The sequence below is a fragment of the Phocaeicola sp. HCN-40430 genome (assembly GCF_037890285.1).
Classification (GTDB): Bacteria; Bacteroidota; Bacteroidia; order Bacteroidales; family Bacteroidaceae; genus Phocaeicola; species Phocaeicola acetigenes.
Window position 1 is genome coordinate 1 of sequence record NZ_JBBKBS010000017.1, and the last position, 25,820, is coordinate 25,820.

At 43.3% G+C, this 25,820-nt stretch carries 20 protein-coding genes and 1 pseudogene; 8 read left to right on the forward strand and 13 right to left on the reverse strand.

From position 1 onward, the window contains the following. The coding region (locus tag WKU26_RS08555) for a (deoxy)nucleoside triphosphate pyrophosphohydrolase (protein WP_340321670.1) at nt 1-310 on the reverse strand (310 nt) is incomplete at its 3' end. A 64-nt stretch (nt 311-374) separates the two neighbouring features. After that, a complete protein-coding gene (locus WKU26_RS08560) occupies nt 375-5,249 on the reverse strand; it encodes a RecQ family ATP-dependent DNA helicase (protein WP_340321671.1) in 4,875 nt (1,624 codons plus the stop codon). Between the two features lie 303 nt (nt 5,250-5,552). On the opposite strand from WKU26_RS08560, the pseudogene WKU26_RS08565 reads away from it, so the two are divergent. Continuing rightward, nucleotides 5,553-6,537, forward strand: a pseudogene (locus WKU26_RS08565) (IS4 family transposase). A gap of 161 nt (nt 6,538-6,698) precedes the next feature. On the opposite strand, the gene WKU26_RS08570 reads toward WKU26_RS08565, so the two are convergent. Continuing rightward, the gene (locus WKU26_RS08570; protein ID WP_340321672.1) at nt 6,699-7,349 is read right to left on the reverse strand and encodes an HAD family hydrolase; all 651 of its coding nucleotides are present in this window, start codon (nt 7,347-7,349) and stop codon (nt 6,699-6,701) included. Between the two features lie 131 nt (nt 7,350-7,480). Here WKU26_RS08570 and WKU26_RS08575 point away from each other — a divergent pair, with 131 nt between their 5' ends. Beyond that, a complete protein-coding gene (locus WKU26_RS08575) occupies nt 7,481-7,783 on the forward strand; it encodes a GNAT family N-acetyltransferase (protein WP_340321698.1) in 303 nt (100 codons plus the stop codon). 73 nt (nt 7,784-7,856) lie between these two features. Here WKU26_RS08575 and WKU26_RS08580 read toward each other — a convergent pair whose 3' ends face one another. The 8 genes from WKU26_RS08580 to WKU26_RS08615 all read right to left on the reverse strand — a co-directional run bounded on the left by WKU26_RS08580 (nt 7,857) and on the right by WKU26_RS08615 (nt 17,077). Next, complete coding sequence (locus WKU26_RS08580) at nt 7,857-8,306, reverse strand: putative signal transducing protein (protein ID WP_178265609.1); 450 nt, start codon at nt 8,304-8,306, stop codon at nt 7,857-7,859. Beyond that, entirely contained in the window at nt 8,303-10,438 is a 2,136-nt protein-coding gene (locus WKU26_RS08585) for a cation:proton antiporter domain-containing protein (RefSeq protein ID WP_340321673.1), read from the reverse strand. The genes WKU26_RS08580 and WKU26_RS08585 overlap by 4 nt, the downstream gene beginning before the upstream one ends. A gap of 319 nt (nt 10,439-10,757) precedes the next feature. Next, complete coding sequence (locus WKU26_RS08590; protein ID WP_445323230.1) at nt 10,758-11,900, reverse strand: AMP-binding protein; 1,143 nt, start codon at nt 11,898-11,900, stop codon at nt 10,758-10,760. Then, nucleotides 11,885-12,940: an o-succinylbenzoate synthase gene (gene menC, locus WKU26_RS08595; protein ID WP_340321674.1), complete on the reverse strand. Its 1,056-nt coding sequence runs from the start codon at nt 12,938-12,940 to the stop codon at nt 11,885-11,887. Before menC ends, WKU26_RS08590 begins: the two co-directional genes overlap by 16 nt. 71 nt (nt 12,941-13,011) lie before the next feature. Next, nucleotides 13,012-13,836 carry a 1,4-dihydroxy-2-naphthoyl-CoA synthase gene (gene menB / locus WKU26_RS08600; protein ID WP_178265606.1) on the reverse strand — a complete coding sequence of 275 codons (825 nt, stop codon included), beginning with the start codon at nt 13,834-13,836 and terminating at the stop codon, nt 13,012-13,014. 13 nt (nt 13,837-13,849) lie between these two features. Beyond that, nucleotides 13,850-15,520, reverse strand: a complete 1,671-nt coding sequence (gene menD, locus WKU26_RS08605) for a 2-succinyl-5-enolpyruvyl-6-hydroxy-3-cyclohexene-1-carboxylic-acid synthase (protein ID WP_340321675.1) — start codon at nt 15,518-15,520, stop codon at nt 13,850-13,852. A gap of 19 nt (nt 15,521-15,539) precedes the next feature. Beyond that, nucleotides 15,540-16,661, reverse strand: coding sequence for an isochorismate synthase (locus WKU26_RS08610; RefSeq protein ID WP_340321676.1), 1,122 nt, complete (start codon nt 16,659-16,661; stop codon nt 15,540-15,542). Next, on the reverse strand, nt 16,658-17,077 hold the full coding sequence (locus tag WKU26_RS08615) for a PaaI family thioesterase (RefSeq protein WP_340321677.1): 420 nt from the start codon (nt 17,075-17,077) through the stop codon (nt 16,658-16,660). The genes WKU26_RS08610 and WKU26_RS08615 overlap by 4 nt, the downstream gene beginning before the upstream one ends. A gap of 143 nt (nt 17,078-17,220) precedes the next feature. On the opposite strand from WKU26_RS08615, the gene WKU26_RS08620 reads away from it, so the two are divergent. The 6 genes from WKU26_RS08620 (at nt 17,221) to WKU26_RS08645 (ending at nt 24,566) form a co-directional block, all read left to right on the forward strand. Next, nucleotides 17,221-18,570 (forward strand): MATE family efflux transporter, encoded by a 1,350-nt coding sequence (locus WKU26_RS08620; protein ID WP_340321700.1) that lies wholly within the window; start codon nt 17,221-17,223, stop codon nt 18,568-18,570. 37 nt (nt 18,571-18,607) lie between these two features. Further along, nucleotides 18,608-19,186, forward strand: coding sequence for a Crp/Fnr family transcriptional regulator (locus tag WKU26_RS08625; RefSeq protein ID WP_340321678.1), 579 nt, complete (start codon nt 18,608-18,610; stop codon nt 19,184-19,186). Between the two features lie 93 nt (nt 19,187-19,279). Then, on the forward strand, nt 19,280-20,608 hold the full coding sequence (locus WKU26_RS08630) for an alpha-L-fucosidase (RefSeq protein WP_178265602.1): 1,329 nt from the start codon (nt 19,280-19,282) through the stop codon (nt 20,606-20,608). Between the two features lie 157 nt (nt 20,609-20,765). Continuing rightward, entirely contained in the window at nt 20,766-21,992 is a 1,227-nt protein-coding gene (locus tag WKU26_RS08635; RefSeq protein ID WP_340321679.1) for a hypothetical protein, read from the forward strand. Nucleotides 21,993-22,221: 229 nt separating this feature from the next. Continuing rightward, nucleotides 22,222-23,472 (forward strand): S41 family peptidase, encoded by a 1,251-nt coding sequence (locus WKU26_RS08640; RefSeq protein ID WP_340321680.1) that lies wholly within the window; start codon nt 22,222-22,224, stop codon nt 23,470-23,472. Next, on the forward strand, nt 23,469-24,566 hold the full coding sequence (locus WKU26_RS08645; RefSeq protein ID WP_269878480.1) for a DUF4932 domain-containing protein: 1,098 nt from the start codon (nt 23,469-23,471) through the stop codon (nt 24,564-24,566). The genes WKU26_RS08640 and WKU26_RS08645 overlap by 4 nt, the downstream gene beginning before the upstream one ends. 72 nt (nt 24,567-24,638) lie before the next feature. On the opposite strand, the gene WKU26_RS08650 is transcribed toward WKU26_RS08645, so the two are convergent. Then, complete coding sequence (locus WKU26_RS08650; RefSeq protein ID WP_178265598.1) at nt 24,639-25,004, reverse strand: DUF454 family protein; 366 nt, start codon at nt 25,002-25,004, stop codon at nt 24,639-24,641. A gap of 307 nt (nt 25,005-25,311) precedes the next feature. Beyond that, nucleotides 25,312-25,812 (reverse strand): GNAT family N-acetyltransferase, encoded by a 501-nt coding sequence (locus tag WKU26_RS08655; protein ID WP_178265597.1) that lies wholly within the window; start codon nt 25,810-25,812, stop codon nt 25,312-25,314. Nucleotides 25,813-25,820: the final 8 nt, after the last annotated feature.

Genomic DNA, 25,820 nt, shown 5'->3' on the forward strand with positions numbered 1-25,820 from the left:
GCAGCCACCGTGCATTCTCATGTTCTTTTATGATAGGATCTTGAAAGTCTATGGAGCAAAGAAAACAATGCATTGTCAGATGGAAGCTGGTGTAATCGTACTCAACTGTCGTCAAAAATGAATCTATGCAAATGCTCAAATCGAGTTTTTCTCTGATTTCCCGTTTTAAGGCTTCTTCCCGACTTTCGCCAGCCTCTATTTTCCCACCAGGAAACTCCCAAAAGTCTTTAAACTCCCCATAACCACGCTGGCAGGCAAAATACTTATTATTGCGGCAGATAATAGCTGCCACTACTTCTATTCTCTTCATCTATTTTATAAGATTTATAAAACTGTAAATACCCTTGTAGCTGTTTGATGCCGTTTCTTTTTCTTTATAAAGACAGAACGATATCAGCTAATAAGACGGCTGTTTCTGCTTCTTCCTTTGAGGCATCTTTGGGTTTCCAGGCCACAATAAAACGTGTAGAAGCCTCTTTCACCTTATATCCCTTTTCCAGCCACTCCTTTAAAATTGTTTGCATATTAGCTGATAATTTTGCAACAGGTTTATGCGTTTGGGGATTGTACAGCATGAAATTATTGTACAGCAGAGGATCTCCTCCTTTCAAGGCCAGAACTTCTCGCTTTAAGTCTTTGAAAAAGCCTAAGAATACATCTCTGTGCGAGAGCTGTAACACGATTTCTTCCGGCATCTCGTACAATCTCTGGTCTGTGGTATATCGGTCCGCTTCCAGTCTGTTAAAACAATTGTTGTTTGTGTGAATAAACAATCGGTTCTTGGCTCTGGTAATTCCTACATAATACCGGCGCATCAAACCGATGTCCTTCGGATAGTTACCGGCTATCAGCATATATACGTCGTCAAACTCCCTTCCTTTAGCTTTGTGAATAGTAGATACTACGACATCCGTACCAGACAAATCGCAGAAATCTTCTACCGATGATTCGAAAACAAACTCCTTAAAATCACTGATATACTTATGCTTATTGGTCTGCTCGAATAATTCTATACATCGTTTCACATAGGTCAGACTCTGACTTTTTTCATAAGTCGTAAATGTATTTCTCTTGGCATTTTCCCAAACCTCTTCAGGTATCAGAGGAGTTTGAATCTGCTTGTCTATATATTTCAGGAAATATCTCATTTCTGCCAAATTACAGAAGTGGAATCCATCCATAGACTGTATCAGTTTGCTGTTTATCCCTCTTTTTCTTAAGAGTGCCACCAGAATGACAGCTTCTTCATTTGTTTGAGTCAGCACACATGAAGTCCCTTCTCCTCTGTGTCGGATTAAATTTTCCACAAGAGGCTGATACATATATGGGGATTGGTGCCGTATTATTTCCACCCAACCGTCTTCTCTTTTCATAGAAACAATTGGGCTGCTTTTCATCCTGTCACTAATGTTTTTCAAGAATCCATTAGCAAAATTTACCGTATGCCGTGAACTGCGGTAGTTCTCTGTCATTTCAATAAACCTGCTTTCCGGTCCTTGCGATAATTGGAACATATATTGGGAATCCGATCCACGGAAAGAGTAGATATTCTGGTCATCGTCTCCTACAACAATTACTCTCATTTCTTCATTATTGTTTATAAGAGCTTTTACCAGCGCATACTCTTCTGCTCCCATATCTTGAGCTTCGTCTATTACCAATACTGTTTTACCTATTTTGTTAGGCTCTACTTCTCCCTGGCTAATCATTTCGGCAGCTTGCGCCACTACATTTCCGGCATCTTCCAGATTGCCTATTCTACCCAAGAGGTCGAAACAGTAAGAATGAAACGTTTTAATTTCTACAAAATGTGCCGCATTGCCAATCAGATCCATCAGTCGCTGTTTGAATTCAGTAGCGGCCGCCCTTGAGAAAGTCAGCATCAGCAATTGCTCATGTTTTACATCCTCAAGTAGAAGAAGAGAAGCCAGTTTATGGACCAGCACACGTGTTTTTCCACTACCTGGTCCTGCCGCTACAACGATACAGCGTGATTCCTTATCCGAAATTATTTCCATCTGGCGCTTGGACAATTGTCCAAACAGTTGTCTGTATTTCTCGGGAGTTAAGTTTCGCTGTATCTCATTCACCCGCTCTCCTTTAAAATATTTGGCAATAAACTTTTTATAATCCATCTGGAAATAGTCCTGTACATACTGCAAGGCAGAATTATAATCTTTTACCATCAGATTGGCATATTCTCCTACAATATGAACCTGCTGAATTTTCTGCTTATAGAATTCGTTAAGCATCCGGTAATCGTCTTGCTTGTACCTGGATTTATTGTCCTTTATTCTTTTAATTTGCATAGCATTATAAAGAACAAGGAAACCACCTTCCAGTTTAAGGGCCCCGATTTTCGACAGGTAGAGTAGAGCCTCTTCTACATCCTCCAGTTGCAGATTGTCAATCTCTCCGAACAGTGACTGAGAACTTGCTTTTATCTGATTCAGAAGTTCCACAACAGAGAATTGTACAGCATTATTGGCCACCACTCTCTTTTCCGCATCTGCGGCCAGTTTATATAACCATTCTATCGCAAACCGGCTTATTTCCACTCGTTTTATAAAGCGTTTAAGTGTACACTCCAAAGTTGCCTGTCTGCTGATTTCCAGATTGTGAGCAGCATCCTCTTTCTTGCGGGTATATCCCTTTACAGTGAGAAAATAAAGCAATGTACGGATATCCTTCTCCTTGGATGTAGGAATACCGTTGTTCATTGCATTCTCGTTTAACTGCTTACACGATACCCGGAGCGACTCATCGGGAATCAGGTTAAGAATATACTGTTCAAGTTTTGCAAAACGTTCGAGAAGGTTTTTCGACTTCCGTTCCGATTCACCGCTATCCAGCAGGTAGGCCGAAATATCCTTACTATCAGCCAGTATACCCTCCTGGCGCATACGTTCCACCACAGATACCACTTCGCTTTTTGTCAATCCCAGAATGTCGGCCAGATAGTCCACACGCGATTCAGCCTCAGTATCCTGTGCCTTGGTAATATGTTTCTGCGAGATAAGCGATTTGATGATTCTTACCGCATTCTCCGTTTCATCACTACCAAAAAGAAGAGAAGCCGACAAGCGTTTTCGGGCTTCATCTACATTTTTCACCGTAATTCCTGTGGCATATACATGAGGCACATTGGTTCCTCTTTCCAGATACCCACCCTGCTCCAGAGTAGCCAAAGCCGTTCTCACCCGTGTTTCAATATCAGATACAGAATCATCCCATCCGGCTTTTCTGGCAATTTCCAATGCAGAGCAACATACGCTCATACGCTGTCGGGTAAGATCCTTAACCGCTTTCCATATCTGTTGTATCTCGCTGATACTTAGTTTTGTCTGATTCAGAAGAATGAAATGCTTATCCAGGTCATTGTCACTATACAGCACATAGCATCGTGCACTGAGGTTCGGGTCACGACCCGCTCTTCCGGCCTCCTGTACATAGTTCTCCAGAGAATCCGAAATGTCGTAATGCACTACAAGTCCCACATCCTTTTTGTCCACTCCCATGCCAAAGGCAGAAGTTGCCACAATAATACGTACCTGATCCGTCATGAAAGCTTCCTGATTGGTCACCTTTTCGTCAGAGTCCATTTTCCCGTTGAACGGCAATGCCTTGTATCCGTCGCGGGTCAATTTCTCAGACAGCTCCTTAGTACGTCTTGTCCGTGACACATATACAATCGTCGGGCAATCGAATTCCGCTACCAGTGCCCTAAGTTTCATATATTTATCATCATCCGTCTCCGTATGTATGACAGAATAGCGCAAATTCGTTCTTGAAGCCTTCGATGCAAACAGCTCCAGATCCAAGTCCAATGTTCTTTTAAAATAATCACATATATCCTGAATCACCTTCTGTTTTGCCGTAGCTGTAAAGCAGGAAACAGGTATTGGGTTTTTGCATTGCTTTTTTTCCTGATATTGCCGGATAAACTTACCTATATAAAGATAATCCACCCTAAAGTCCTGCCCCCACGAAGAAAAGCAGTGAGCTTCATCGATGACAAACCTCACCACGTGACGAGCCATCAGGATTTTCTCAATAGTTTTGGAACGGAGCATTTCGGGAGCAATGTACAAAAGAGACGCTTCTCCGTCCTGTATCCTCTGTATGGAAAGTGCCCTGGTAAGAGGATCCAGCAAACCATTGATTGTGACTGCATCAGTAATTCCTCTTTCAGCCAAATTGTCTACCTGGTCTTTCATGAGCGATTGCAATGGCGAGATAACCACCGTCAGTCCGTGTACCGAACGTCCCTCCATGAGAGCCGGTAACTGGAACGTCAGCGATTTTCCTCCTCCGGTAGGGAATATGGCCAACAATGATTTTCCTTCAATGGCAGCCCGGGCTGCTTTCTCCTGTAGTGGTTCTCCCTCATAAGAACGGAATTGGTCATATCCGAAAAATGCTTTCAGGTTATAAACCACATTCAGCTGAGTATTACAGTAGTCACAACCTTTCTTACATGCAGTCTCTCTCAGAAGCTTTATCACATATTCTACATTCGGATAGTTACGGAGAACCCATCCCGGAGTAATGGAACGATAGTCTGTCGTTTCAATCAGCGCCAATGCATAAGCCAGTTCGCAAGGATATTGTTTTATCAGCAAGTCAAGGTTTGCATGTTGGCAGATTTTTCCGGCATAAAGTTTTTTAATCTGTTCCGATAAGTCCCTTTCTATGTATTCCGCATCCACCATGCACAGGAACCCCTTAAATTCCTCTTTGTCTTTCAGCAATGAAGTGAATACGTATTGCTTTTCCTTTGGCCACGAATTCCACCGTTCAATCTCATCCAGCAGTAAGTCCTTTGCCTTTTCGCAATCATTTACCGGATTATTCATCTGCTCACTTATCAGCTTGTCATCTTTTACAAGTCTGTGATAAGGCCGTTCCGGAAACAAAAGAGGAGAAACATACAATGTATCTACAAGAACCCACCGACATTCTTTATCGGAAAACAAATATTTGGCATCGTGGTGAATAATGTTATGTCCGCACAAATAGTCTATACCATGTAGAAAATCAAACAATTCATATTTCGATGCTTTATGAAATGCGGCATCATCATAACGCAAAGCTCCGATGTCGTGAATCTTATGGTCCTGTAGACCTACCTCTATGTCTACAAGAGCATAATGGGATGCATCATATACAGCAGATGCAATTTTTTTACGGTCGACATTGTTTTTGTCTTCCACATATTTACTCCCTATGATTCTGCTCCATATAGACATAAGTTCAAATTAAAAAAGTTTGTTTGCTCCGATTTAAGGGTTTTTCATATACATTAAACAGTCTACAAATGTATAGAAAAAATACAAGTAAAACGTTTTTTTATAAATTTAGTTTACTATTCCTCTCTTGAAGATATTTGAGGTGTCATATTTCTCGGGTAGCAACTATTAACTTATAAATCAGAATATTAGTGTCCACTAAAAAATTATAGAAGTTCTTTGAAATAATTGAAATTCAATTTGTTATAGGAGATTTGGGGAGAACGGATTTGAATTTACTTTTGTGGTAATTTTCAGACCGTTATGCATAAAGACCCATATATTTTGCCCAATTAGTTAAGTTTCTTGACCGAAGTAAATTCAATCGTATCGTTACAAAGTATGAAGGCGACAAATATATCAAGAGCTATACCTGTTGGAATCAACTACTTACGATGATGTTCGGTCAGCTATCCAATCGGGAGAGTCTCAGAGATTTGATTGTGGCTATGGAAGCTCATGCTGGAAAACTTTACCATCTCGGAATCGGGAAGTCTGTAACTCGGAGCAATCTTAGTAAGGCTAATGCGCAACGTAACTACCGCATCTTCGAAGAGTATGCAACATTCATGATTGCCGAGGCCCGCAAGCGTAGAATCAATAAAAAATTCGAACTTGACGCTCATGTTTATGTATTTGACTCTACAACGATTGACCTGTGTCTGACGGTTTTTTGAATAGGCTAAATTTCGCAAACATAAAGGCGGAATAAAGTTGCATACGCTCTACGATATTGAAGCGTAAGTAACTGCATTTATGCATATTACACCTGCCAATATTCACGATTCAAAGACTATGCCTGAGATTCCATACGAATCTGGAGCACATTACATATTCGACCGAGGGTATAACGATTTCAGCAACCTTAATACAATAAATCGTATAGGCGCTTTCTTCGTTGTACGAGCCAAAACTTTATATCATCGCTTTATCGAAGCAGATGGAGTGTTGAACTCTTCTTCTAAAGGATAAAACAATGCTTCAGGGTTAAGACATTTTGGGGAATATCAGAGAATGTAGTACGCATACAAATCTATTGTGTGATAATTACTTATCGTTTGGTCGCAATATCCAACACGGTATGGAATTAGGACGTTGCGTTTATGAAGTTCTCCAAATTCTCGGAATCTCTCTGAACGACGAAACACATTTCAGTGCTTTGTTTGACAAATCGAAATTCGAAAATGTCAAAGATCAATATGATTCAAGTGAACCGAATTTATTTAGTTTTTATCCTTATCATTTGTAGTGGGCAGTAGTGAGTTATATATAGTTAAATTTTATAATAAGGGAAAGACTGACGCTGGAGGTAAAGGATAAGACACTGATGCTGATTACACATCGTGAAACCATCGGACAACTCTGCACGTCAGTCATCCGGATGCAGAAAAAGGATTGTTGATTGTTGAGTTATTCAAGTAAGGCTTTCATTTGCTGGAATGAAAAACCGGTAAAGTCGGGAATTACCAGACGGCATTTGTTGCGGATGGCTTCTTCCGGATTGGTAGTACTGAGACCTACCACAGCCATACCTGCTGCATTGCCTGCCTCGAGTCCGTGGAAAGAGTCTTCGAATACCACACAGTTTTCTTTTACGGTATCAAAGACTTCTGCACCGAGAAGGAAGCAGTCGGGAGCGGGTTTGGAACGGGTAAACATTTCTGCCGTGAGGATACGGTCGGTGATTTCTTTCAGTTCCGGATGGGCTGCATAGACATGAGCCATCTTTTGTTCGTTGGAACTGGTAACGATGGCTATCTTGGCTCCGTGGGCGCGAAGGTCTTGCATGAAGCGGACAACTCCCGGTACATATTCGAAAGCCATTTCACGCTCGAAACGGTTGAGGGCTTCGGTAATTTCCTGCTGTAGCTTTTCCATGCCGGCAAAGTGTTTGGCATAGATTTGTGTCAGTGTCTGTCCTTTGATGCGGAGTCCGAAGTCTTTTTCATCGGGGAAATACTGGGCACTGATACGGTCCCAGAACAGAGTGTATTGTGTTTCGGTGTCCATCACTACCCCGTCGAAATCGAATAGTGCTGCAATGCATTTTGTCTGATTCATTTTGTTTTTGAGATTTAGTTGATTTAACATTGCAAAGTTCAGAAATATTGCGTCATATTCCTATTGTTTGCAGAAGTATTTTTCTTAAATTTGAGGAAATCGAAATTGTGACTATAAAACGAAAACAGATGATGGAAATAATGCATGATAAAGACCGGAATCAGTTCCGGCTGGAGGCTGAGGGCCTGGTGGCTCATGTAGCTTATGAGATAACAGACGGAGGGTTGGACATCCGTCATACGATTGTGCCGAAACCGCTGGAAGGAAGAGGGATTGCTTCTGCGCTGGTGAAAGCTGCTTACGGTTATGCGAAAGAGCATGGATTGAAACCGGTTGCTACTTGTGCGTATGCCGTAGCATGGTTGCAAAGACATCCTGAGTATAATGGGGAGATAGGAAAGGACTATTGCGAAGGAGGTTCGTGTGCGCTGTAGTTGATTTGTGATTTTTGTATAGAATAGAAAAAGCGTTTTAGCCTTACAGAAGTGGACTAAAACGCTTTTATTATTATAAGGATTCGGAAGAAGATTCCCGGTTGTCATTATTGCTTTTCCTGGATACAGGCCGGTCGAAATGCTTTCCGCACTTTTTGCAGATATATTCCCAATGTTCGGTTCCGGGAGGTGCTCCGGAGAGCAGGCCTAAAATAACTGCAAAGATGGCACGGGTGCGGTGGGCCTGATTCAGTACAAACTTGATTTGGTCGGAATGACAGTATGGACAGTACTTTAATTGCTCTCCTATCATCTGGTTTCTCTCGAGAAGGGCAAAGGCTTCTTCATACTGCTCTTCGGCTACAAAAATGTCTACTCCGGATATGGGGCTGATGTATCCTCTCAATACTCCGGAAGTATTGTCGTTTTGCAGGATGCTGTCAATTCCTTCGTTTTTCAAGGCACCTTGTATAAGATGGGCCTGAAAAGAATCGTTGCAGGTGATTAGACGGACTGTTTTCATTGCTTCTCTTTTGATGTTTTTAATAAATGCCGTAAGACTGTACCAGTCGTGGTATTCTGGAATCGGTTCAGTTTGTCAGCACGTTCATCGATGCTTTCGAACAGAGGTTCTGCATCTTTTTCAGACAAAATACCATTGGATATCAGTTGGCGTATCTGGCGGCGTTCGTTGCTCAGGAGCATACGGATGGATTTCTGGGTGAGGGCATGGCGATAGGCTCTCGGGAAACTTTCTGCCAGTTCATTGATCAGGCTTTCCATCTCTTGTATGTTGTGGCTGACTTCCTGTCGCAATGTATCCAGTACGTGTTTCTGCTCTTTGGACAAGAGATCGGAGGTCTGCAGTTCTTCGAGCAGTTTTAAATCTTCTTTTTGTATGATGATAAATCCTCGGCCTAGGTCGTAGATGGAAGCAATCCGTTCGCGGAAATAGAAACTCATGGTGTCTTGCAGGAACGAACGCTTGCGCAACTTGTTCAATATAGCTGTGCGATGACAGTATCTGAAGATAGAGTTCCGGTAGTTGAGCGGATAGGTTCCGTCGTGGTCGTACAATTCGTCCAATGAGTTCATCAGACGGCGGAAACTCATGGGCTTGATGATACCTTCGTCGTAGATGGTACGGCAGGTTGCTTTCTCTCTGTCGAGCACGCGCAGACGTATTTCGGTCAGTACGGCATGAGTTCCGGGAGTGTGGGGAGGGTCTTGGGGCACTTCAGTCAGGTATTTGCTGACTTTCTTCCAGTTGGAACCGGCCAATGCTTCCCGTTTTTCCAGTCGTTCCAGATATTTTTCCGAGTTTTCACGGATGGAGCTTTTTATTCCGTAATCCATCATCAGTCTTGCCGAAGGTACTTGAATGAGGCCCAGCTTGTTGAGCAGCCAGCGGGTAGTAGTAGCGTTGACGCAGAGGGTCAGGGTCACAATTCCGGCAGTAAAGAACAAAATCTGGCTGCGTATGTCTTCGGGAATAGCCGGTGTATACGATACCATCAGCGCCAGTGTCATACCCAATGCACCGCGTAGTCCGCCCCAGGTAAGAATGACTGATTCACGCTTGCTGAGTCCGTAACCCATCCGTTTCATGAGCGGATAGAGCAGCATAATCATAGCGAACCGGAAGAGGTTGAGGCAGACATAGATAAGCAGCAGGATGGCAAACGAGCTCCAGGAGAAGTCTACTTTTTCTGCGATGACAATACCTACGAGGATAAATATCAGTGTATTGGCAATGTAGGTAAGCAGTTCCCAGAAGCTTTCCATGAATGTGTTGACCTGTGGCTTGAGTCGTGGTTTTCCTACATAGGTAATGGTAAGGCCGAATACCAGCAGGGCAATGACTCCCGACACGCCTAAATAGTACTGGGAAAGGATAAAGGTAAGGTAGGCCGAAAGGATGATGACGCTGTTTTGTATCATCTCTTCGGAATTGATACGGGTAATGAACCAGAGTACAATGCGTGCCAAGAGGAAGCCTAACACGGTACTGATGCTGACTACTTGGATAAATTCGAGGACGGGAGAAGTGGAAGCGCTGTCACCTGTTCCGGCATATGCACCAAAGAACAACATGAAGCATACGATACCGGTACCGTCGTTGAGAAGAGATTCGGCATCAACCAGGGTAGAGAAACGCTTGCTGGTTTTCAGTTCATGTAGCAGGGCAACTACGGCTACAGGGTCGGTGGCACTGATCAGGGCACCGAACATCAGGGCAAAGGGCCAGGTCCAGGAACCGAATCCGGGAACAACATGGCCGACTGTCACCAGCAGTGCTCCGGTGAGCAGCATACAGATGATGAGTCCGGGTACGGCCAGTAAGGTGGCATTGGCCAGTGTCTTTTTGAAGATATGCAGATTGAGCTCGTAGGCTGCATCGAAAATCAGGATGGGTAGAAACAAGTATAAAATAAGGTCCGGATGGATGTTGGCTACAGAATCGACGGCTTCCGTCAGATTGGGCCAGAAATCGAACACACCTGTACGGTTGAGAAGACCTAAAGCCAGACCAATGGCAAACAGGCCTACTGTATAAGGGATACGACTGTGTTTAAGCAGAGACTTGAGTAAGGCTCCGATTACTAACCCGCCAATGGTGAGCAGGAGTGGGATAAGGAAAGAAATGTCTTCCATAGTTGTTCTGTTTGGAATTTATACTAACTAATTTAATTTCACTTTCGTAAGCACCCTTTACAGATAACATGTGAACAGTGTGTGAAACCTTGTCAAGCAGAGCACTGGGTTGGTGAAAACTTCAATAGTTTAAAATTAACAAAAAAAATTGAATTATGTTTGAATTTGTGCCTAAAATTAATGGAAGAGCTTTGTCTTATACGAATCATTGCCAGTCCTTTTAAGTAAGGATTACAGTTTTTCCTTGAAAGTACTCTACTTTTTTCGGGGAAAAACTGTACTCCTTATCAGAAAGGACTGGTAGAGGAGCAGATTGTATTTAACCCGGAATTTGGATTGATGAGGCTATTTTGCGGGCTGTAGCCCGGTCTGGTTTTCCGCTTCCTGTCAAAGGGAGTTGGGGCAGGCAGATAATCTGCTTGGGTCTCCAGTAGGGAGGTAATTGCCGGAAGGCTTCGTGCAGGTTTTCTTCTGTCACCGGATTTTCCAATTGTATCAGAAGAACGATGCGCTCGCCAAACTTGCTGTCGGGGGCAGCCGTGATTTGAAATGCGAAAGGCAGCAGAGGCTTCAGCCGGGCTTCTACCTGCTCAATCTGGACTTTTACTCCACCTGTATTGATGGTATTGTCTTTTCGGCCTAAAATACGGAACTGTCCCTGCGGGTTGAACTCCACAATGTCGTTGGTCACGAGCCGGATGGGGCTGACCAGAGGAGCATCGATAATCAGTGTCTGGTCTGCAGACAGTGTGAGAGATACATTCGAAAAGGGAGTGTACCATTCGGATGCTTCCGGACCATTGAGACGACGCAGGGCTATGTGCGACAAGGTTTCGGTCATGCCGTATGTGCTCCATACTGCGTGCGGAAAGGAGTGCAGTTGTTTTCCTAATTCCTCGTCGACAGCTCCACCACCGATGATAAGATGCCGGATACGAGACAGTTTCTCTGCTTCTTTGGGCACTTGTAGCGAGTTGAATACCTGCATGGGAATCATGGCCGAGAAGACCGGAGTCTGCGAGAGCGACTGCATAGGATGTCCGCAGGGAGCAACGGGGATAAGATTCAGTCCTCCTACCAAAGCACGGACGACAACCATCTTTCCTGCAATGTACTGCAGAGGCATGCAGAGCATGGCAGTATCTTCTTCCCTGAGGTGAAGAAACGAAAGCGTAAGCATGGCACTGTTCATCATGCGCTGCTTTTCTACCCGGAGTTGTTTGGGAGTTCCGGTAGAGCCGGAAGTATGTACCTGAAGGGTGTCGGAACCGTCGAACCATTCGGCAAGGAAGTCGGCTATCTGGACATGAAAGCTGTCTGCTCCGTATTCCTGGCGAAAATGGTTTTGCAAGCGGCTTGGCATCCCGTCGGACGGAGTGGCATCGGTACAAGTGTATCGCACTCCGTCGATGGTTATGCTTTGCCGGGAAATATCTGTGTGGAAATTCATTGTTGTAACCATTGTTTTAAGTCGGGTTCTGCTTCTTCCGGATGATACCACAGGCAGTCTCCCTGGATGTGCAGCGGATAGTCTACATTATCTGTAAAGAGAAGTCCGGTACCCAATCCTTGCGGCAGTGAGGGTTGTAAGGTAGCACACCATTGGGCAATGGCATTGAGTCCGATGTTCGACTCCAGTGCCGAAGTCACCCACGAACCGATGCCGCGTTCGGCAGCCAGTGTAATCCATTCCTGAGAACCTTGAATACCTCCGTGAAGCGAGGGTTTCAGAATGATGTATTGCGGGCGGATGGTATCCAGCAATTCTATCTTGCGTTCTCTTTCGTTTATACCAATCAGTTCCTCGTCGAGCGCAATGGAGAATGGAGTGGTGGCACAAAGCTGTTTCATGGCTTGCCATTGTCCGGCACGGATAGGCTGTTCGATAGAATGCAACTGGAATTCATTCAGCTGCTCCAGCTTTCGGGGAGCATCTTCCGGAGAAAAAGCTCCGTTGGCATCTACGCGCAGCTCAATCTGTTCGGGAGAAAAATGCTTGCGGATGTGTGAAAGAAGTTCCAGCTCCCGTTCAAAGTCGATGGCTCCGATTTTAAGTTTGATGCATCGGAATCCGGCTTTCATCTTTTCTTCAATCCGCTGGTACATCTCGTCGAAGTTGCCCATCCAAATCAGTCCGTTGATGGGGATTCCCTGTCGGCCTTCGGAGAAAGGAGTGGCCCATAACTGCAGACTTCCTGCATGAAGATGTTGCAAGGCTGTTTCCAAACCAAAAAGCATGGACGGATAAGGGCGCAGCGCTTCGTAGTCGATGCATCCGTTACGCTCTACCTCACGGCAGTGGGCCTGCAGGATTTCTTCGTATTCCGGAAGGTCATCGCAACTGAGAGCAGGGAGAGGAGCACATTCGCCTACTCCATATCGTCCGCTGACAGTGTCTGTCAGCAACAGATACCATACACGGCGGGTTGTATAGATACCGCGCGAAGTGCCTGCCGGCTGTTTGAAATGCAGGGTGCGCGGAATGATTTGCAATTGATACATGGGCGTAATTATATTTTCGGCACTTGAACGGACTGATAAAAATCGGTCTGCTCAAGTGCCGGATCAGTAAATTAGGGGAATTTAGGATATTTGCTCCAGTCGGGCTTGCGTTTTTCGAGGAACGCTTTTCCACCTTCCTGAGCTTCTTCTGTCATGTAATACAGCATGGTGGCATCGCCGGCCAGTTCCTGTATTCCGGCCTGTCCGTCCAGTTCGGCATTCAGACCGGCTTTAATCATACGCAGTGCGAGCGGACTGTGCTGCATCATGGTTTCTGCCCATTCTACCACTTCGTCTTCCAGCTGGTCGAAAGGAACTACCTTGTTTACCAGTCCCATGTCGAGTGCTTCCTGTGCAGAATACTGACGGCAGAGGAACCAAATTTCGCGTGCTTTTTTCTGTCCTACGATACGAGCCAGATAAGAAGAACCGAAACCTGCATCGAAACTACCTACACGCGGTCCGGTCTGACCGAAGATGGCATTTTCGGAAGCAATAGTCAGGTCGCACACTACATGCAATACGTGTCCGCCACCAATGGCGTATCCGTTTACCATGGCAATAACCGGCTTCGGGATAGAGCGGATTTGTTTCTGTACATCCAGCACATTCAGGCGAGGTACACCGTCGGTTCCTACATAACCTCCGTGTCCTTTTACGTGCATGTCGCCACCGGAACAGAAGGCTTTGTCGCCGGCTCCGGTCAGTACCACTACGTTGATGTCCTGACACTCGCGGCAGTAGTACAGCGCATCGCTGATTTCAGTCGTAGTGGTTGGAGTGAACGCGTTGCGGTAGCGGGGACGATTGATGGTAATCTTGGCTATGCCATTATAAAACTCGAAAAGAATATCCTGGTATTCTTTGATGGTTTTCCATTCTCTTTGTTGTGACATATGTATCGGGTTTTTATGATTCTTTTTTCAGATTATGATAATATTCCTTCAGCATCTCAATGTCCAGATTCTTGTCTGTAAATACTTCCAGAAGCATCGGACGGTTGGTGACAGAGGCTTGGGTAAAGACGGTTACAGCTGTATTCAGTTCTTCGCTGTTGCGAGCGGAAAGGTATTCGAATCCCCGGTCTTCTGCCCAGGCTTTTGCTGTGGCACAGTGAGTGGCTGTTACGAAGCGGCGGGCATTCTCGTGCAGTTCCAGTCCCGGAAGTGCATGGAAGATTTCCCCTCCCTCGTTGTTGAGCAAGAGGATGCGTATGTTGGCTCCGTAGTTGGAATTCCACAGCGCATTCATGTCGTAGAAGAAACTCAGGTCGCCGATGAACAGATAGTTCAGTTTGTCGGAAGCCGTGGCATATCCCAATGCAGTAGAAAGCGAACCTTCTATACCGTTGGTACCTCGGTTGGACAGAATTTCCACGTTGGCTGGAATATCGAACAGTTGTGCATAGCGCACTACAGAGCTGTTGGCAAGGTGCAGGCTACAGGGAGCCGGCAGGTTTTTGATGACTGCACCGATGGCGCTCATTTCCGAATAATCGAACTGTGCCTGTGGAATGGCCTTGGAAAGTGCTTCCCACTGGCGCGGATATTCCGGTGTGCGGTTTTCCATCATGGGAGCAATCTTTTCGAGGAACTCGAACGGATCCATTTCGATGACGGTTGTCAGTGAACCATAGAGGTCGACCACTTCGCCGTCGGGAGCAATGTGCCAATGTTCTACCGGCGGATGACGGCGCAGGAACTTCTTCAACCGTTTGGAGATGATGTGTCCTCCGTAGGTGATAAGCAATTCCGGACGCATTTTCTGCTGTGTCTCAAAGTTCATGGAGCAAAGCAGCGGTTCGATGTTGCGGATAGGTACTCCCGGCACAGTCTGGTTGCTGATGTTTTCCGTAAACCAGGCAAAATGCTTGTACAACATCTTGGTATATCGTTTGTCGAACAGATAAATCAGATTCATTTGTCCTACTACTGCCATGCGTCGCTGATAGCGGTTCAGACGGTCTATCAGTGGCTGGTAGTCTTTATCGTATACACTCAGTCCCTGATAGCGGGTAATGACTCTTACCTCCGGCAGTTCCGTAACCGGAAGCTTGAAGAACGGTTCGCTGATGGGCACATTGATGTGTACCGGTCCTTTCCCGTGATGATTCAGTTCCAGCAGTGCTTCATTAATCAGACGGTTGCAGTACCATTCGCTCTCTTCGCTATCCACTTCAGGCAGGTCGACCGACTTTTTGACCAACGAACCGAATATTCCGGGTTGAGGCAAGGTCTGTCCGTCCATTTGTCCGATCCATGCCGCAGGACGGTCGGCTGAGATAACGACCAAAGGTACTTGCTGATAAAAAGCTTCTGCTACCGCAGGGTGAAGATTGAGCAATGCAGTTCCCGAAGTACAGCATACGGCAGCCGGAGTTCCCCCGTGCAAAGCCAGTCCCAGTGCAAAGAATCCGGCACTTCTCTCGTCGGTCATCGGATAGCAGGTAAAGTCCGGTATATTGGCCAGTGTCTGTACGATAGGAATATTTCGGCTACCCGGGCAAAGCACAACTTTGCGAATACCGTGTGCTTTCAGCAAGGCAACCAGTTGAAGGATACTTTTCTTGTCTGTATACATAAGTACAGTAATTACAGGGTTATAAAATATGACGCATGGTATTCATCTTCTGTTGTGTTTCCTCCCATTCGGAGTCGGCAACAGATGAGGGGAGGATACCTCCTCCGGCATAGAATGTAATCTGTTTGTCTTCTATCTTCATGCAACGCAGATTGACATACAGGGTTGTATGGCCTTCAGGCTCGAGCCATCCGATGATGCCGGAATAATAGCTGCGGTCGTAATGTTCGTTTTCCAAAATAAAGTCGTAGGCGGGTTGTTTGGGAAGTCCGCATACAGCCGGAGTGGGATGTAAGGTCTTAAGCAAATCACCCAGATGACCGGTTTCTTTCAGGCTGAAATGGAAATCGGTCTTCAGGTGTACTACATGTCCTGCACGTGCTGTATAAGGCCCTTTTTCGGTAACCTGGGAGCCGAACTGCTTGACGCACTTCCGGATATATTCACTTACAAAAGCCTGTTCTTCCTGATTTTTCGTACTCCATTCAGTCGGAATACTTTCTCCCTGCATAGGCATAGTACCGGCTAATGATACCGTATGCCACAGTTTCTCCTGTCCGCTAAGGATGATTTCGGGAGTACTTCCAATCCATGTACCTGTCTGTGGGGTATGGCAGAGTGAAATCATCATACGCGGATAACTGTTGCAGGCACGTACAAAAGCAGCAAGAGGAGAGAATCCCTCGGGGACAGGCTGTGTACAATGGCGTGACAGCACCAGTTTTTTGAAAGTCTTTTGCTGCAACGGAGCAATGAACCGTGCAAAGGCTTCTTCGTAATGCTGTTTGTTTTCTTCCGGTGTATCCATGCAAATGTCGGAATCCGTTCCGTTTTGTATCGCTACATCAGAAGCTTGTGGAAATATATGGCACACCTCCTGGATAATCTGTTCCCATTCGTGTGCCACGATATCCGGTCGGATCAGGACAATCGGATGGCTCTCTGTCCGATGAAAAGGAGCCAGCACGAATCCTTTCTTTCCGTTGAGTTCGCTTAAGTCATCAAACGCTTCTGCTTCTCCCTCTTTCTGGAGTATAAGAATCGGTTCATCTGTCCAGGGAAGACGGTATAGTGCAAAACTTGTCGCACTTTGTGCAAGCCGGTCGAACAGTTTCTGAATATGAGATTCGGGTAAAATCATAATCGCTTCTTTACAATTTGATTGACAATACGGGCAGTGGATACCAATCTTCCTTCAGGGTCGGTTATATCCACATTCCAGATATGCGAGGTACGTCCCCGGTAAATCAGGCGTCCTGTGGCCTCAACATAACTGCCTGTACGGACCATTCTTACATGATTGGCACTGACCTGTATACCGCATGGCATCTGGTCGGGACTACAGAGAGGTACCGAACCATGTCCGGCTACAATCTCGGCAAGTGCCAGTGAGGCGCCGCCATTCAGAATACCGAAAGGCTGGCAGGTACGTGCATCAACCGGCATGGTTGCTTTTACATATCCTTCTTGTACAGTCTGAAATTTAATTCCCAGATGAGCACCCATTGAGTCCGACAGATCAGGAAGTTTGTAAGTGGTTTCTAAGTCTGTTGGCATAGTTGTCTATTCTTTAGTTTATTTATGCAAAGGTACACAATTCGCGGAAGAAAGAAAATATATAAATTACCAAATGTTAATCTTTAAGTCTTCCCTTTGCCGTATCTTCGCAGCCGCAAAACAGAAAATAAAGAGCTATGAAAATGAAAGATGAAATTGATTTTGGAACAATGGAAGTATCGACACTTTTCCGGAAACTGCTGATACCTACAGTACTGGGGATGATATTTTCGGCTATCTTCATTATCACAGATGGAATTTTTGTGGGAAAAGGAATTGGCAGTGATGCACTGGCAGCAGTCAACATAACGGCTCCTTTGTTTCTTGTCAATACCGGTATTGGTCTGATGTTTGGTATCGGTGCATCGGTAGTGGCCTCCATTCATTTGTCGCACGGTAAAGTAAAGGTTGCACGCATCAATGTGACGCAGGCTGTAGTTGTTTCTTCTTTGCTGGTGATAGCCTATACTCTTTTTATATTGCTCAACGCAGAGAAAGTAGCTCTTTGGTTAGGAAGTTCGCCGCGTCTTCTCCCTCTGGCCATAGAATATATGCATTGGTTTGTACCCTTTCTGGCATTCAGTACCTTGCTGAGTTCCGGAATGTTCTTTCTGCGTCTGGACGGTTCACCCAACTATGCCATGGTGTGTAATGTGATTCCTGCGCTGATTAATATCGGGCTGGACTATTATTTTATCTTTGAATTGGGATGGGGGATGTTTGGAGCAGCTCTGGCAACCAGCTTGGGATACATTGTTGGTGCGTTGATGATTCTGGTTTATTTGTTTCAGCCCCGTCATGAACTTCATTTCTGCAAGATAAAATGGAGTATGAAAAGCCTCAGACTCACCATTCGAAACGTAGGGTATATGTGTCGTCTGGGCGCTTCCAGTTTTTTATGCGAAGCAGCCATTGCTACGATGATGTTTGCCGGAAACTATGTATTCATCCGTTATTTGGGCGAAGATGGAGTCGCTGCATACAGCATAGCATGTTACTTTTTCCCTATCGTATTTATGGTATACAATGCTGTCGCACAATCGGCACAGCCCATTCTCAGTTATAATTACGGAGTAGGCCATCGTGACAGAGTACGGGCTGCTTTCCGTCTGGCACTGATTACGGTCGTCTCCTGCGGACTGCTGGTCTTTATACTGACTCTTTTGTTCGCACACCCTATTACGGAAATGTTTATTTCCTCCGAATATCCCGCTCATCATATAGCAGCCGAAGGTCTCCCTCTGTTTGCTTCCGGTTTTGTATTCTTTGGAATCAACATTGTGTCCATCGGTTATTTTCAGAGTGTGGAGCGCGACCGTCCGGCAATGGCTGTTACCTTGCTGAGAGGGTTTGTGCTGGTGCTGATTTGCTTTGCAGTTCTTCCTTTATGTTGGGGAGTACCCGGTATCTGGCTGGCTGTTCCGGTATCGGAGTTGCTGACTTTTCTGTTTGTCCTGACAATTTATTGCCGGGGTATACAGAAAACTCACTGAATAAGGCTATTTTTGTTCCGAATAAAGTAGGAAAGCAATGGAAGATTTCGTAGTACTGTTTTGTCGCAAATATCAGTGGCCTGTACAGACGGTAATGATGCTGATGGAAAAAATGGAAAGAGTGGTATACACCCGTGGTGAGTGCCTGGTAAGAGAAGGGGAGTTGAATACCGATTTCCATTTGATAGCCGAAGGTATCTGGCGGGGGCATTATCTGCGCGATGGAGTCGACCTTTCCGTATGGTTTGCTTCTCGGGGGGAAGCGTTGTTTTCTACATGGGGATACGTAGCAGGGCGTCCTGCCAGAGTGACGATTGAAGCCATGAGCACAAGTACCATTTACCGGATTCCAAAGGCTAAGTTGGAAACTTTCTTCTCTTCGTCTGTAGAGTGTGCCAATTTGGGCAGACGACTCTTTGAACACGATTTTATGACTTTTGAGGAGGAATTGATAAATGGTGGTGCTACACAGGCCAAGGAACGCTATCTGGCTCTGCTTGAGAGAAATCCCCAGCTTCTTCAGCATGTACCGTTGAAGCACATTGCTTCCTATCTGTATATCACACCTCAGTCGTTAAGCCGCATCCGGTCGGAGTTGGTGAAAAACAAAAAGTAAAACTTGTGGCTTTGATTGTTGGAAGATTTTGTATGAATCTTTACATTTGTGTCCGATATTCTAAAATATACAATTTTTTATTCTATGGAAACTATGAAAACACGTACATCTCGTTGTTTGTGGGGAATGTGTCTTGGTACTTTCTTGGGCGTTTCTTCCCTGTTTGCACAAAACGAAAGCGCTGTATATCAGCCTGCACCGGAGAATCTGCAGGCGCGCGAAGTCTTTAAGGACAATAAATTCGGTATTTTCCTGCATTGGGGTATCTACAGCATGTTCGGTCAGGGCGAATGGTATATGCAGAACGAAAATATCGACTGCCATGAATATGCCAAGGCTGCTTCCGGATTTTATCCTGCAAAGTTTAATGCACACGACTGGGTAGCTGCAATTAAGGATGCCGGTGCCAAATATATCTGTATTACTACCCGTCATCATGATGGATTTTCGATGTTCGATACCCGTTATTCCGATTATGATATTGTAGATGCTACTCCTTTCAAACGCGATATTCTGAAAGAGTTGGCAGACGAGTGCCACAAGCAGGGTATCAAACTGCATCTGTATTATTCGCATCTGGACTGGACCAGAGAAGATTATTATCCGCTGGGAAGAACCGGACATGGTACCGGACGTACCGGACATGGAGAGTGGAAAACATATTATCAGTTCATGAATAATCAGCTCACCGAATTGCTGACAAATTACGGTGAGATTGGGGCTATCTGGTTCGATGGTTGGTGGGATCACGATATACACCCGGATTTTGATTGGGGACTGGACGAGCAGTATGCATTGATTCACCGTCTGCAACCGGCTTGTCTGATAGGTAACAATCATCATCAGACTCCGTTTGAAGGCGAAGATTTTCAGATGTTCGAGCGCGATTTGCCAGGTGAAAACAAGGCGGGGCTTTCCGGTCAGGCAATTGGCTCTTTACCATTGGAAACATGCGAAACCATGAATGGTATGTGGGGATACCGTGTAAAAGACCAGAATTATAAGTCTGTTCCTACGTTGATTCGTTTGCTGGTACGTGCGGCTGGTAAGGGAGCTAACCTTTTGATGAATATCGGCCCGCAGCCGAACGGGGAATTACCGGCAGTAGCTGTAGAGCGTCTGAAAGGAATGGGAGAATGGATGAAGAAATATGGAGAGACTGTGTATGGAACAGAAGCAGGTGATGTGATGACTGCCGATTGGGGTACGACTACCCGAAAGGGAAATACTCTTTATGTACATATTCTTTCTGACAAGATGCCCAAGTTGATTACGCTCCCCTTAAATGACAAGGTAACTGATGCCTATCTGTTCGATTCCGGTGAAAAAGTAAGCCGTGAAACCGTCAAGGGAGGTATCGTATTGCATACAGCTTCGCTTACTCCGGATACAGACCGTATCGTGGTGCTGAAATTGAAGTAAAACGGAGGCGCTGCTTCCTTGTAATAAGATGAAGTAAAAATGCTTGAAAGCCATTTCCAGAGGAAGTCTTCTTTTGGAGATGGCTTTTTCTGAAATTATGAGATAAAACTGAAGAATATAAGCCGCCTATTGTTTTAATGCCATAAAAAATACAATTATGAATAAATTTTTTTCGCTTTGGTCAATCGTATTATTTTATTGCAGTACAATTGCTGCACAATCAATAAGCATTGATTATAATAACCCTTTATGGTCGTTTGATTATATGCGCGAAGCATGGAAAAACAATATGGATTTTTGGGAAACGGAACATAAAATACAATTGGATAGTACTCATGTAAAAACAGAGTTTCGTGACTATTACGGACAGGCATTAATGACGGTTCAAACTTTCAATGGCAGAATATTAGAAAAAGACAGAACAAATTTTCTTTTTCGTAGTCCTACACAAAAACTCAAGCAAAGTGAAATGTTGAGTGATGCAATTCATCCGGAAAATGCTAACGGCTTTATTTTAAAGAATGTTTTGGACGAGAAGATAATCATGTTCAATGAAGCGCATCTATATCCGCAACATCGCACTTTTATCAACTCTTTGTTGAAGGATTTATATGACAATGGTTACAGACATCTTTTTATGGAAGCTTTATCTCCTGAATATACAGATATCACTTATCCGGAAAGAGAAATGGGTATCTATACCAATGAACCATGTATGGCAAATCTTGTAAGAAATGCTGTTCAGACAGGTTTCAAATTACATGCTTATGACGGTTATGCATATAAAAACAGAGATTCTGTATCGGCAGAAAATATATACAAAGTTATCCAAGATAATCCTCAGGATAAATTCTTGATCATATGCGGATTTGATCACAATAATGAAAACCGCTCTCAATCACTTGCTTCCTATCTCGACAAAATAGCTCAGATAAATCCTTTTACCATTGATCTGACCGTTTATTCAGAACCTGAATCAAGTAACTATTATAATGAACTTATAGATTATTATCACATCAAAGTTCCTACTGTACTGACAGATACAAACAACAAGCCATTGAACATGAAAAATTCATCCGGAAGAGACCTTTATGTGGTTTTTCCGCATACTGGGTATGTCCACGGCTATCCACAATGGATGATAAATCAAAGAGAGAATAAATTTGACTCATTGAAATTCTCTGATTATGATGTTGCAAAAGTATATATAAAAGAAGAACTTGTGCATGTCAAATCTCCAATTCCATATTCTTTTAAATATGGAAATAGTGATAACACTATACTTGTTCCTTTAAAGGATTATATCATCAGGTTTTATAAACTAAAAGATGGAAGGTTGGATTTTGTTGGAAGTTATGATAGGAATACTATTATCTCACACTAGAAATGTTCAAATGAATATAGTACTTTGAAAAAAAACTGCTTTAAGAATGATTAGTTTATTGATTGTCATTGTTACGAATTACTGAAATTATTCACTATATAGGAGACATTAAAATATGAAAAGTTTTATTTTACTTCTATTTATAACTATATTCAGCAAGTTAAGAAATAGTATTAACCTGATAAATGACAGAATGAATAGAAGATATATAATATATTGTTTACTTTTTTTGCTTTTATGTAATGCCTCTTTTGGGCAAAAATTAAGTTCTGCCCAGCAAATAGCTGATTTTGATACTTTATGTGCAAACCTGGAATGTGTACACCCGGATCTTTATCTCTATCAGTCAAGAAAAGAATATGAAAACAATAAAGCACAGATTAAGGCTTCACTGACTGATTCTATCAGCATATCCGACTTTTATCTGAAAATAGCTCCTTTTATGGCAAAGATAAAGGATGGACATAGCATGATGCTGCCACCTATTACCAAGACCCTTATTGCTTACGCAAAGAAAGATGGTAATACCATGCCATTGAGAATAAAAGTATCTGGAGATTTCTTTATTGTAGAATATCCAGTGATTGATAATTCCGGAGTTTGTGAAGGTGATACGATTCTCGGTATAAACGGTATCCGTTCAAAAGATATACTTGAACGGATGTATAGCCTTTGGGGCTCGGAGAAAGGTAATGGCATAAAAGAAGGCAGTGTAAATGCCTATTGGTCTCCGTTGTTATGGTACATGTACAGATGGGGCGAGTCGTATGATTTTACGGTAAAACGTGGAGATAAAATGGAAGAGATACGTATGGAAGGAGTTCCGCAAAGTGTGGCCTTAAAGGTCATTAAGGAAAGACAATCTAAGAAAAAACTTGAAAGTTTCAGTTGCAGTTTCTCCTCCGATTTTACAAAGGCAACTCTCACTATTCGCAATGTATTTCAAGATGCTGAATTAAAGGCATTTTGTGATTCAGTTTTTAAGGAAATACATCGTAGAAAAATAAAGGATATAACCATTGATTTACGAAATAATACAGGCGGTTCAAGTAAGTGTGTGGAAAGGCTTATTTCCTATTTCCCACATCCAGACTATTCGTTATATTCGGAAAGCCAGTTAAAGGTTAGTTCATATTCTAAAATCTATAATAGAGGCAGACATCCGGAGATTTACAGTCAAATCTGCAATTTGCCGGACAGAGAACTTTTTGTGATAAAAGATATTCCCGTCAAGAGTAATTTGAAAGAAGTTAATCTGTATCATGGTAAAACAACTATTCTGGTAAATAACAAAACTTATTCCGGGGCTTCTACTTTGGCTCATACGATGAAGAAGTTAGGCATTGCAAGTGTGGAAGGAGAAACAGGATGCCCTGATGTATATTTCGGTAACTCTCTACATTTTACATTGCCAAATTCCAAGATAGATTATTATATTAGTCTTTCTAAATTTTACGAATCAACACAGTTGACAAAATGAAAAAAAGTCTTTTAATTTTTGCCTTGTTTATTGCATGTTTTTGTGTAAAGGCACAGTCTGTAATTCCACAGGTAAATGAAAATGTGGAACTGATGAGTATCTTGTCCCGTATAGCCGGATTTCCTGAATATAAGATGGATATGGCAGGTCAATATATAAAAGACATAGATTGTTATTTTAAGGATAATACAGAACATCCAGCTGTGCAGTATATGCAAGAGCTTCGGAATAAGTATAGAATTTCTTTTGATGCAGTCATGTCGATGGCTATACATTTAGATAACCGTAATGGCATACTTTCATTAATAGAGGAAGATATCCCTACATTAGAGAAAAGATGGAAAGATGTGGATAAGAGTGAATTTCTGTCTTATCTCAATAATTTTTATAAAGACTCTAAATTCAATGAGTTTTTCAATGCCCATAAAGACTTTTATACAAAAGGTATTGAGTCTTATCAGGATAATGTTATTAATCATTTTGATATAAACTGGTATGCCGATTTTTATGGCAATGAACCTCAAGAAAGTTTTTCTGTGATAATCGGATTCTGTAATGGTGGCGGAAACTATGGTGTAAATAGACAACTGACAGGCAAAATGAAGGAAGTTTTTGCCATTGTTGGTTATTATGTAGATAAAAAAGATATGCCAATGTATAGCAAGGAATATCTGCCTACACTAATTCATGAATTTAACCATTCTTTTATCAATCATTATTTGGATGAAAACAAATATCCAGAATATGTAAGGCAAATGGAAGTTGCAGCAACAGATTTGTTTAGGTCGTCACAATGGAGTATGTCAAGACAGGCTTACAATAACTGGAAAACAATGGTAAATGAATCACTTGTCCGTGCTGCAGTTATCTGTTATATGTTGGATAAGAAATACAAACCGGAAGAAATAAAAAACGAATTGCTAGAACAAGTGCAACGAAATTTCAGATGGATGCCGGAATTGGTCAGCCTGCTAAGAAAATACGAAAAGGAGCAATCAAAATATGGTAACTTTGAAAATTTCTATCCGAATGTGATAGACTTCTTCAAAGTATATGCTAAGAAGGAAAATGAAAGATGTGATGTGATTGGATGAAAGAATGAGTCCTCTATAAAATGAGTTCTTATCAGAGAAATATAAAAGATAAGACGCATCGGAAAGTTGAATTTATCTTTTTGTCTTGAACGAGAGCAGATAGCAGGTGACACCGATGGCGATGAGCCCCAACAGGAGTTTCATCCAGCAGGCGGGAAGCAGGAAGAAGATGCAATGCAGACAAGTAATCCACAATAATGAAATAGACAGGATTTTAGCTCGCAAAGGAATGGAACGCTCTTCTCTGAAATTGCGGATATAGGGTCCCAATTGTTTATGGTTGAGCAGCCATCGGTACAAACGTGGAGAACCTTGGAAAAATAAGGCGGCTGAAAGAAGCAGGAAAGGGGTAGTAGGCAGCAGAGGGATAAATATTCCGATAATCCCTAAAGCTAGAAAAACGATGCCTGATGTAATGCAGAGGTATCTTTTAATCATGATTTCCTGTGTTGCTTCTTTCCTGTTTTGTTCTGAATAATTGTAAGAGTGCAAAAATAGAGATTTATTCGGGATAATGGATGCAGTTGCGGGTTAAATAAGAATTCCGATACAAATAAAAGTAAGAACCTGCTGTATATAGAAGGGCTGAACTATACAGGTGAATAGCTTTATCCGGCGACGTCGTTTCTATAATCGACGTCGTTGATTGTAAAAACGGCGGTGCCGGTTGTGTAGCCGACGTCGCCGATTGCAGTTCAGTTCTAATTTTTTCGGACTTTCCGACTATATGGGTAAAGAATATACTTTATTGCAAGTCCAATCCCATGATGTAGTCGTTCATGTAGTATCCGTTTCCTATCGGGAAGTCTCCTTCGCTGACTTTTTTCATCCCCATGTGCTCATAAAATCCAAGAGCCGGATTGTGCCGGTTTACATTCAGTTCCATGCGACAAGGGGCGGGGTGTAGTGCTTTGATGCCGGCAATGGCTTGTTCGAACAGCTTTTTCCCTATCCGGTCTTTCTGGAAGCGGGGGAGGACATAGATTTTCTGAAGATGGAAAAGGGATTCTCCTTCCTGCTGGATGGAAACATATCCGGCCGCTTCGCCGTCTTTGAAAGCAAGATAATAGATGTGTCCTTCTTCTTCCATCTGCTTTCGGAGGTTTTCAAGGGAGTACATCCATTCCATCATATACTCGATTTGTTCCGGAGTAAGAATGTTTTTGTAGGTTTCCGGAAATACATTTGCAGCCATCTCGTGTATCAGAGGTATATCGGCATAAGTAGCTTGACGTATACTGTACATAGTTTTTG

Excerpts from the sequence above, each read along its gene's own strand:
- WKU26_RS08625 (WP_340321678.1), top strand. The coding sequence starts at position 18,608 with ATGGAAGATTTCGTAGTACTGTTTTGTCGCAAATATCAGTGGCCTGTA.
- WKU26_RS08650 (WP_178265598.1), bottom strand. The coding sequence starts at position 25,004 with ATGATTAAAAGATACCTCTGCATTACATCAGGCATCGTTTTTCTAGCT.
- WKU26_RS08575 (WP_340321698.1), top strand. The coding sequence starts at position 7,481 with ATGGAAATAATGCATGATAAAGACCGGAATCAGTTCCGGCTGGAGGCT.
- WKU26_RS08615 (WP_340321677.1), bottom strand. The coding sequence starts at position 17,077 with ATGCCAACAGACTTAGAAACCACTTACAAACTTCCTGATCTGTCGGAC.
- menD (WP_340321675.1), bottom strand. The coding sequence starts at position 15,520 with ATGTATACAGACAAGAAAAGTATCCTTCAACTGGTTGCCTTGCTGAAA.
- WKU26_RS08560 (WP_340321671.1), bottom strand. The coding sequence starts at position 5,249 with ATGTCTATATGGAGCAGAATCATAGGGAGTAAATATGTGGAAGACAAA.
- WKU26_RS08620 (WP_340321700.1), top strand. The coding sequence starts at position 17,221 with ATGAAAGATGAAATTGATTTTGGAACAATGGAAGTATCGACACTTTTC.
- WKU26_RS08630 (WP_178265602.1), top strand. The coding sequence starts at position 19,280 with ATGAAAACACGTACATCTCGTTGTTTGTGGGGAATGTGTCTTGGTACT.
- WKU26_RS08570 (WP_340321672.1), bottom strand. The coding sequence starts at position 7,349 with ATGAATCAGACAAAATGCATTGCAGCACTATTCGATTTCGACGGGGTA.
- WKU26_RS08655 (WP_178265597.1), bottom strand. The coding sequence starts at position 25,812 with ATGTACAGTATACGTCAAGCTACTTATGCCGATATACCTCTGATACAC.
- WKU26_RS08590 (WP_445323230.1), bottom strand. The coding sequence starts at position 11,900 with ATGGTTACAACAATGAATTTCCACACAGATATTTCCCGGCAAAGCATA.
- WKU26_RS08580 (WP_178265609.1), bottom strand. The coding sequence starts at position 8,306 with ATGAAAACAGTCCGTCTAATCACCTGCAACGATTCTTTTCAGGCCCAT.
- menB (WP_178265606.1), bottom strand. The coding sequence starts at position 13,836 with ATGTCACAACAAAGAGAATGGAAAACCATCAAAGAATACCAGGATATT.
- WKU26_RS08585 (WP_340321673.1), bottom strand. The coding sequence starts at position 10,438 with ATGGAAGACATTTCTTTCCTTATCCCACTCCTGCTCACCATTGGCGGG.
- menC (WP_340321674.1), bottom strand. The coding sequence starts at position 12,940 with ATGTATCAATTGCAAATCATTCCGCGCACCCTGCATTTCAAACAGCCG.
- WKU26_RS08610 (WP_340321676.1), bottom strand. The coding sequence starts at position 16,661 with ATGATTTTACCCGAATCTCATATTCAGAAACTGTTCGACCGGCTTGCA.
- WKU26_RS08635 (WP_340321679.1), top strand. The coding sequence starts at position 20,766 with ATGAATAAATTTTTTTCGCTTTGGTCAATCGTATTATTTTATTGCAGT.
- WKU26_RS08645 (WP_269878480.1), top strand. The coding sequence starts at position 23,469 with ATGAAAAAAAGTCTTTTAATTTTTGCCTTGTTTATTGCATGTTTTTGT.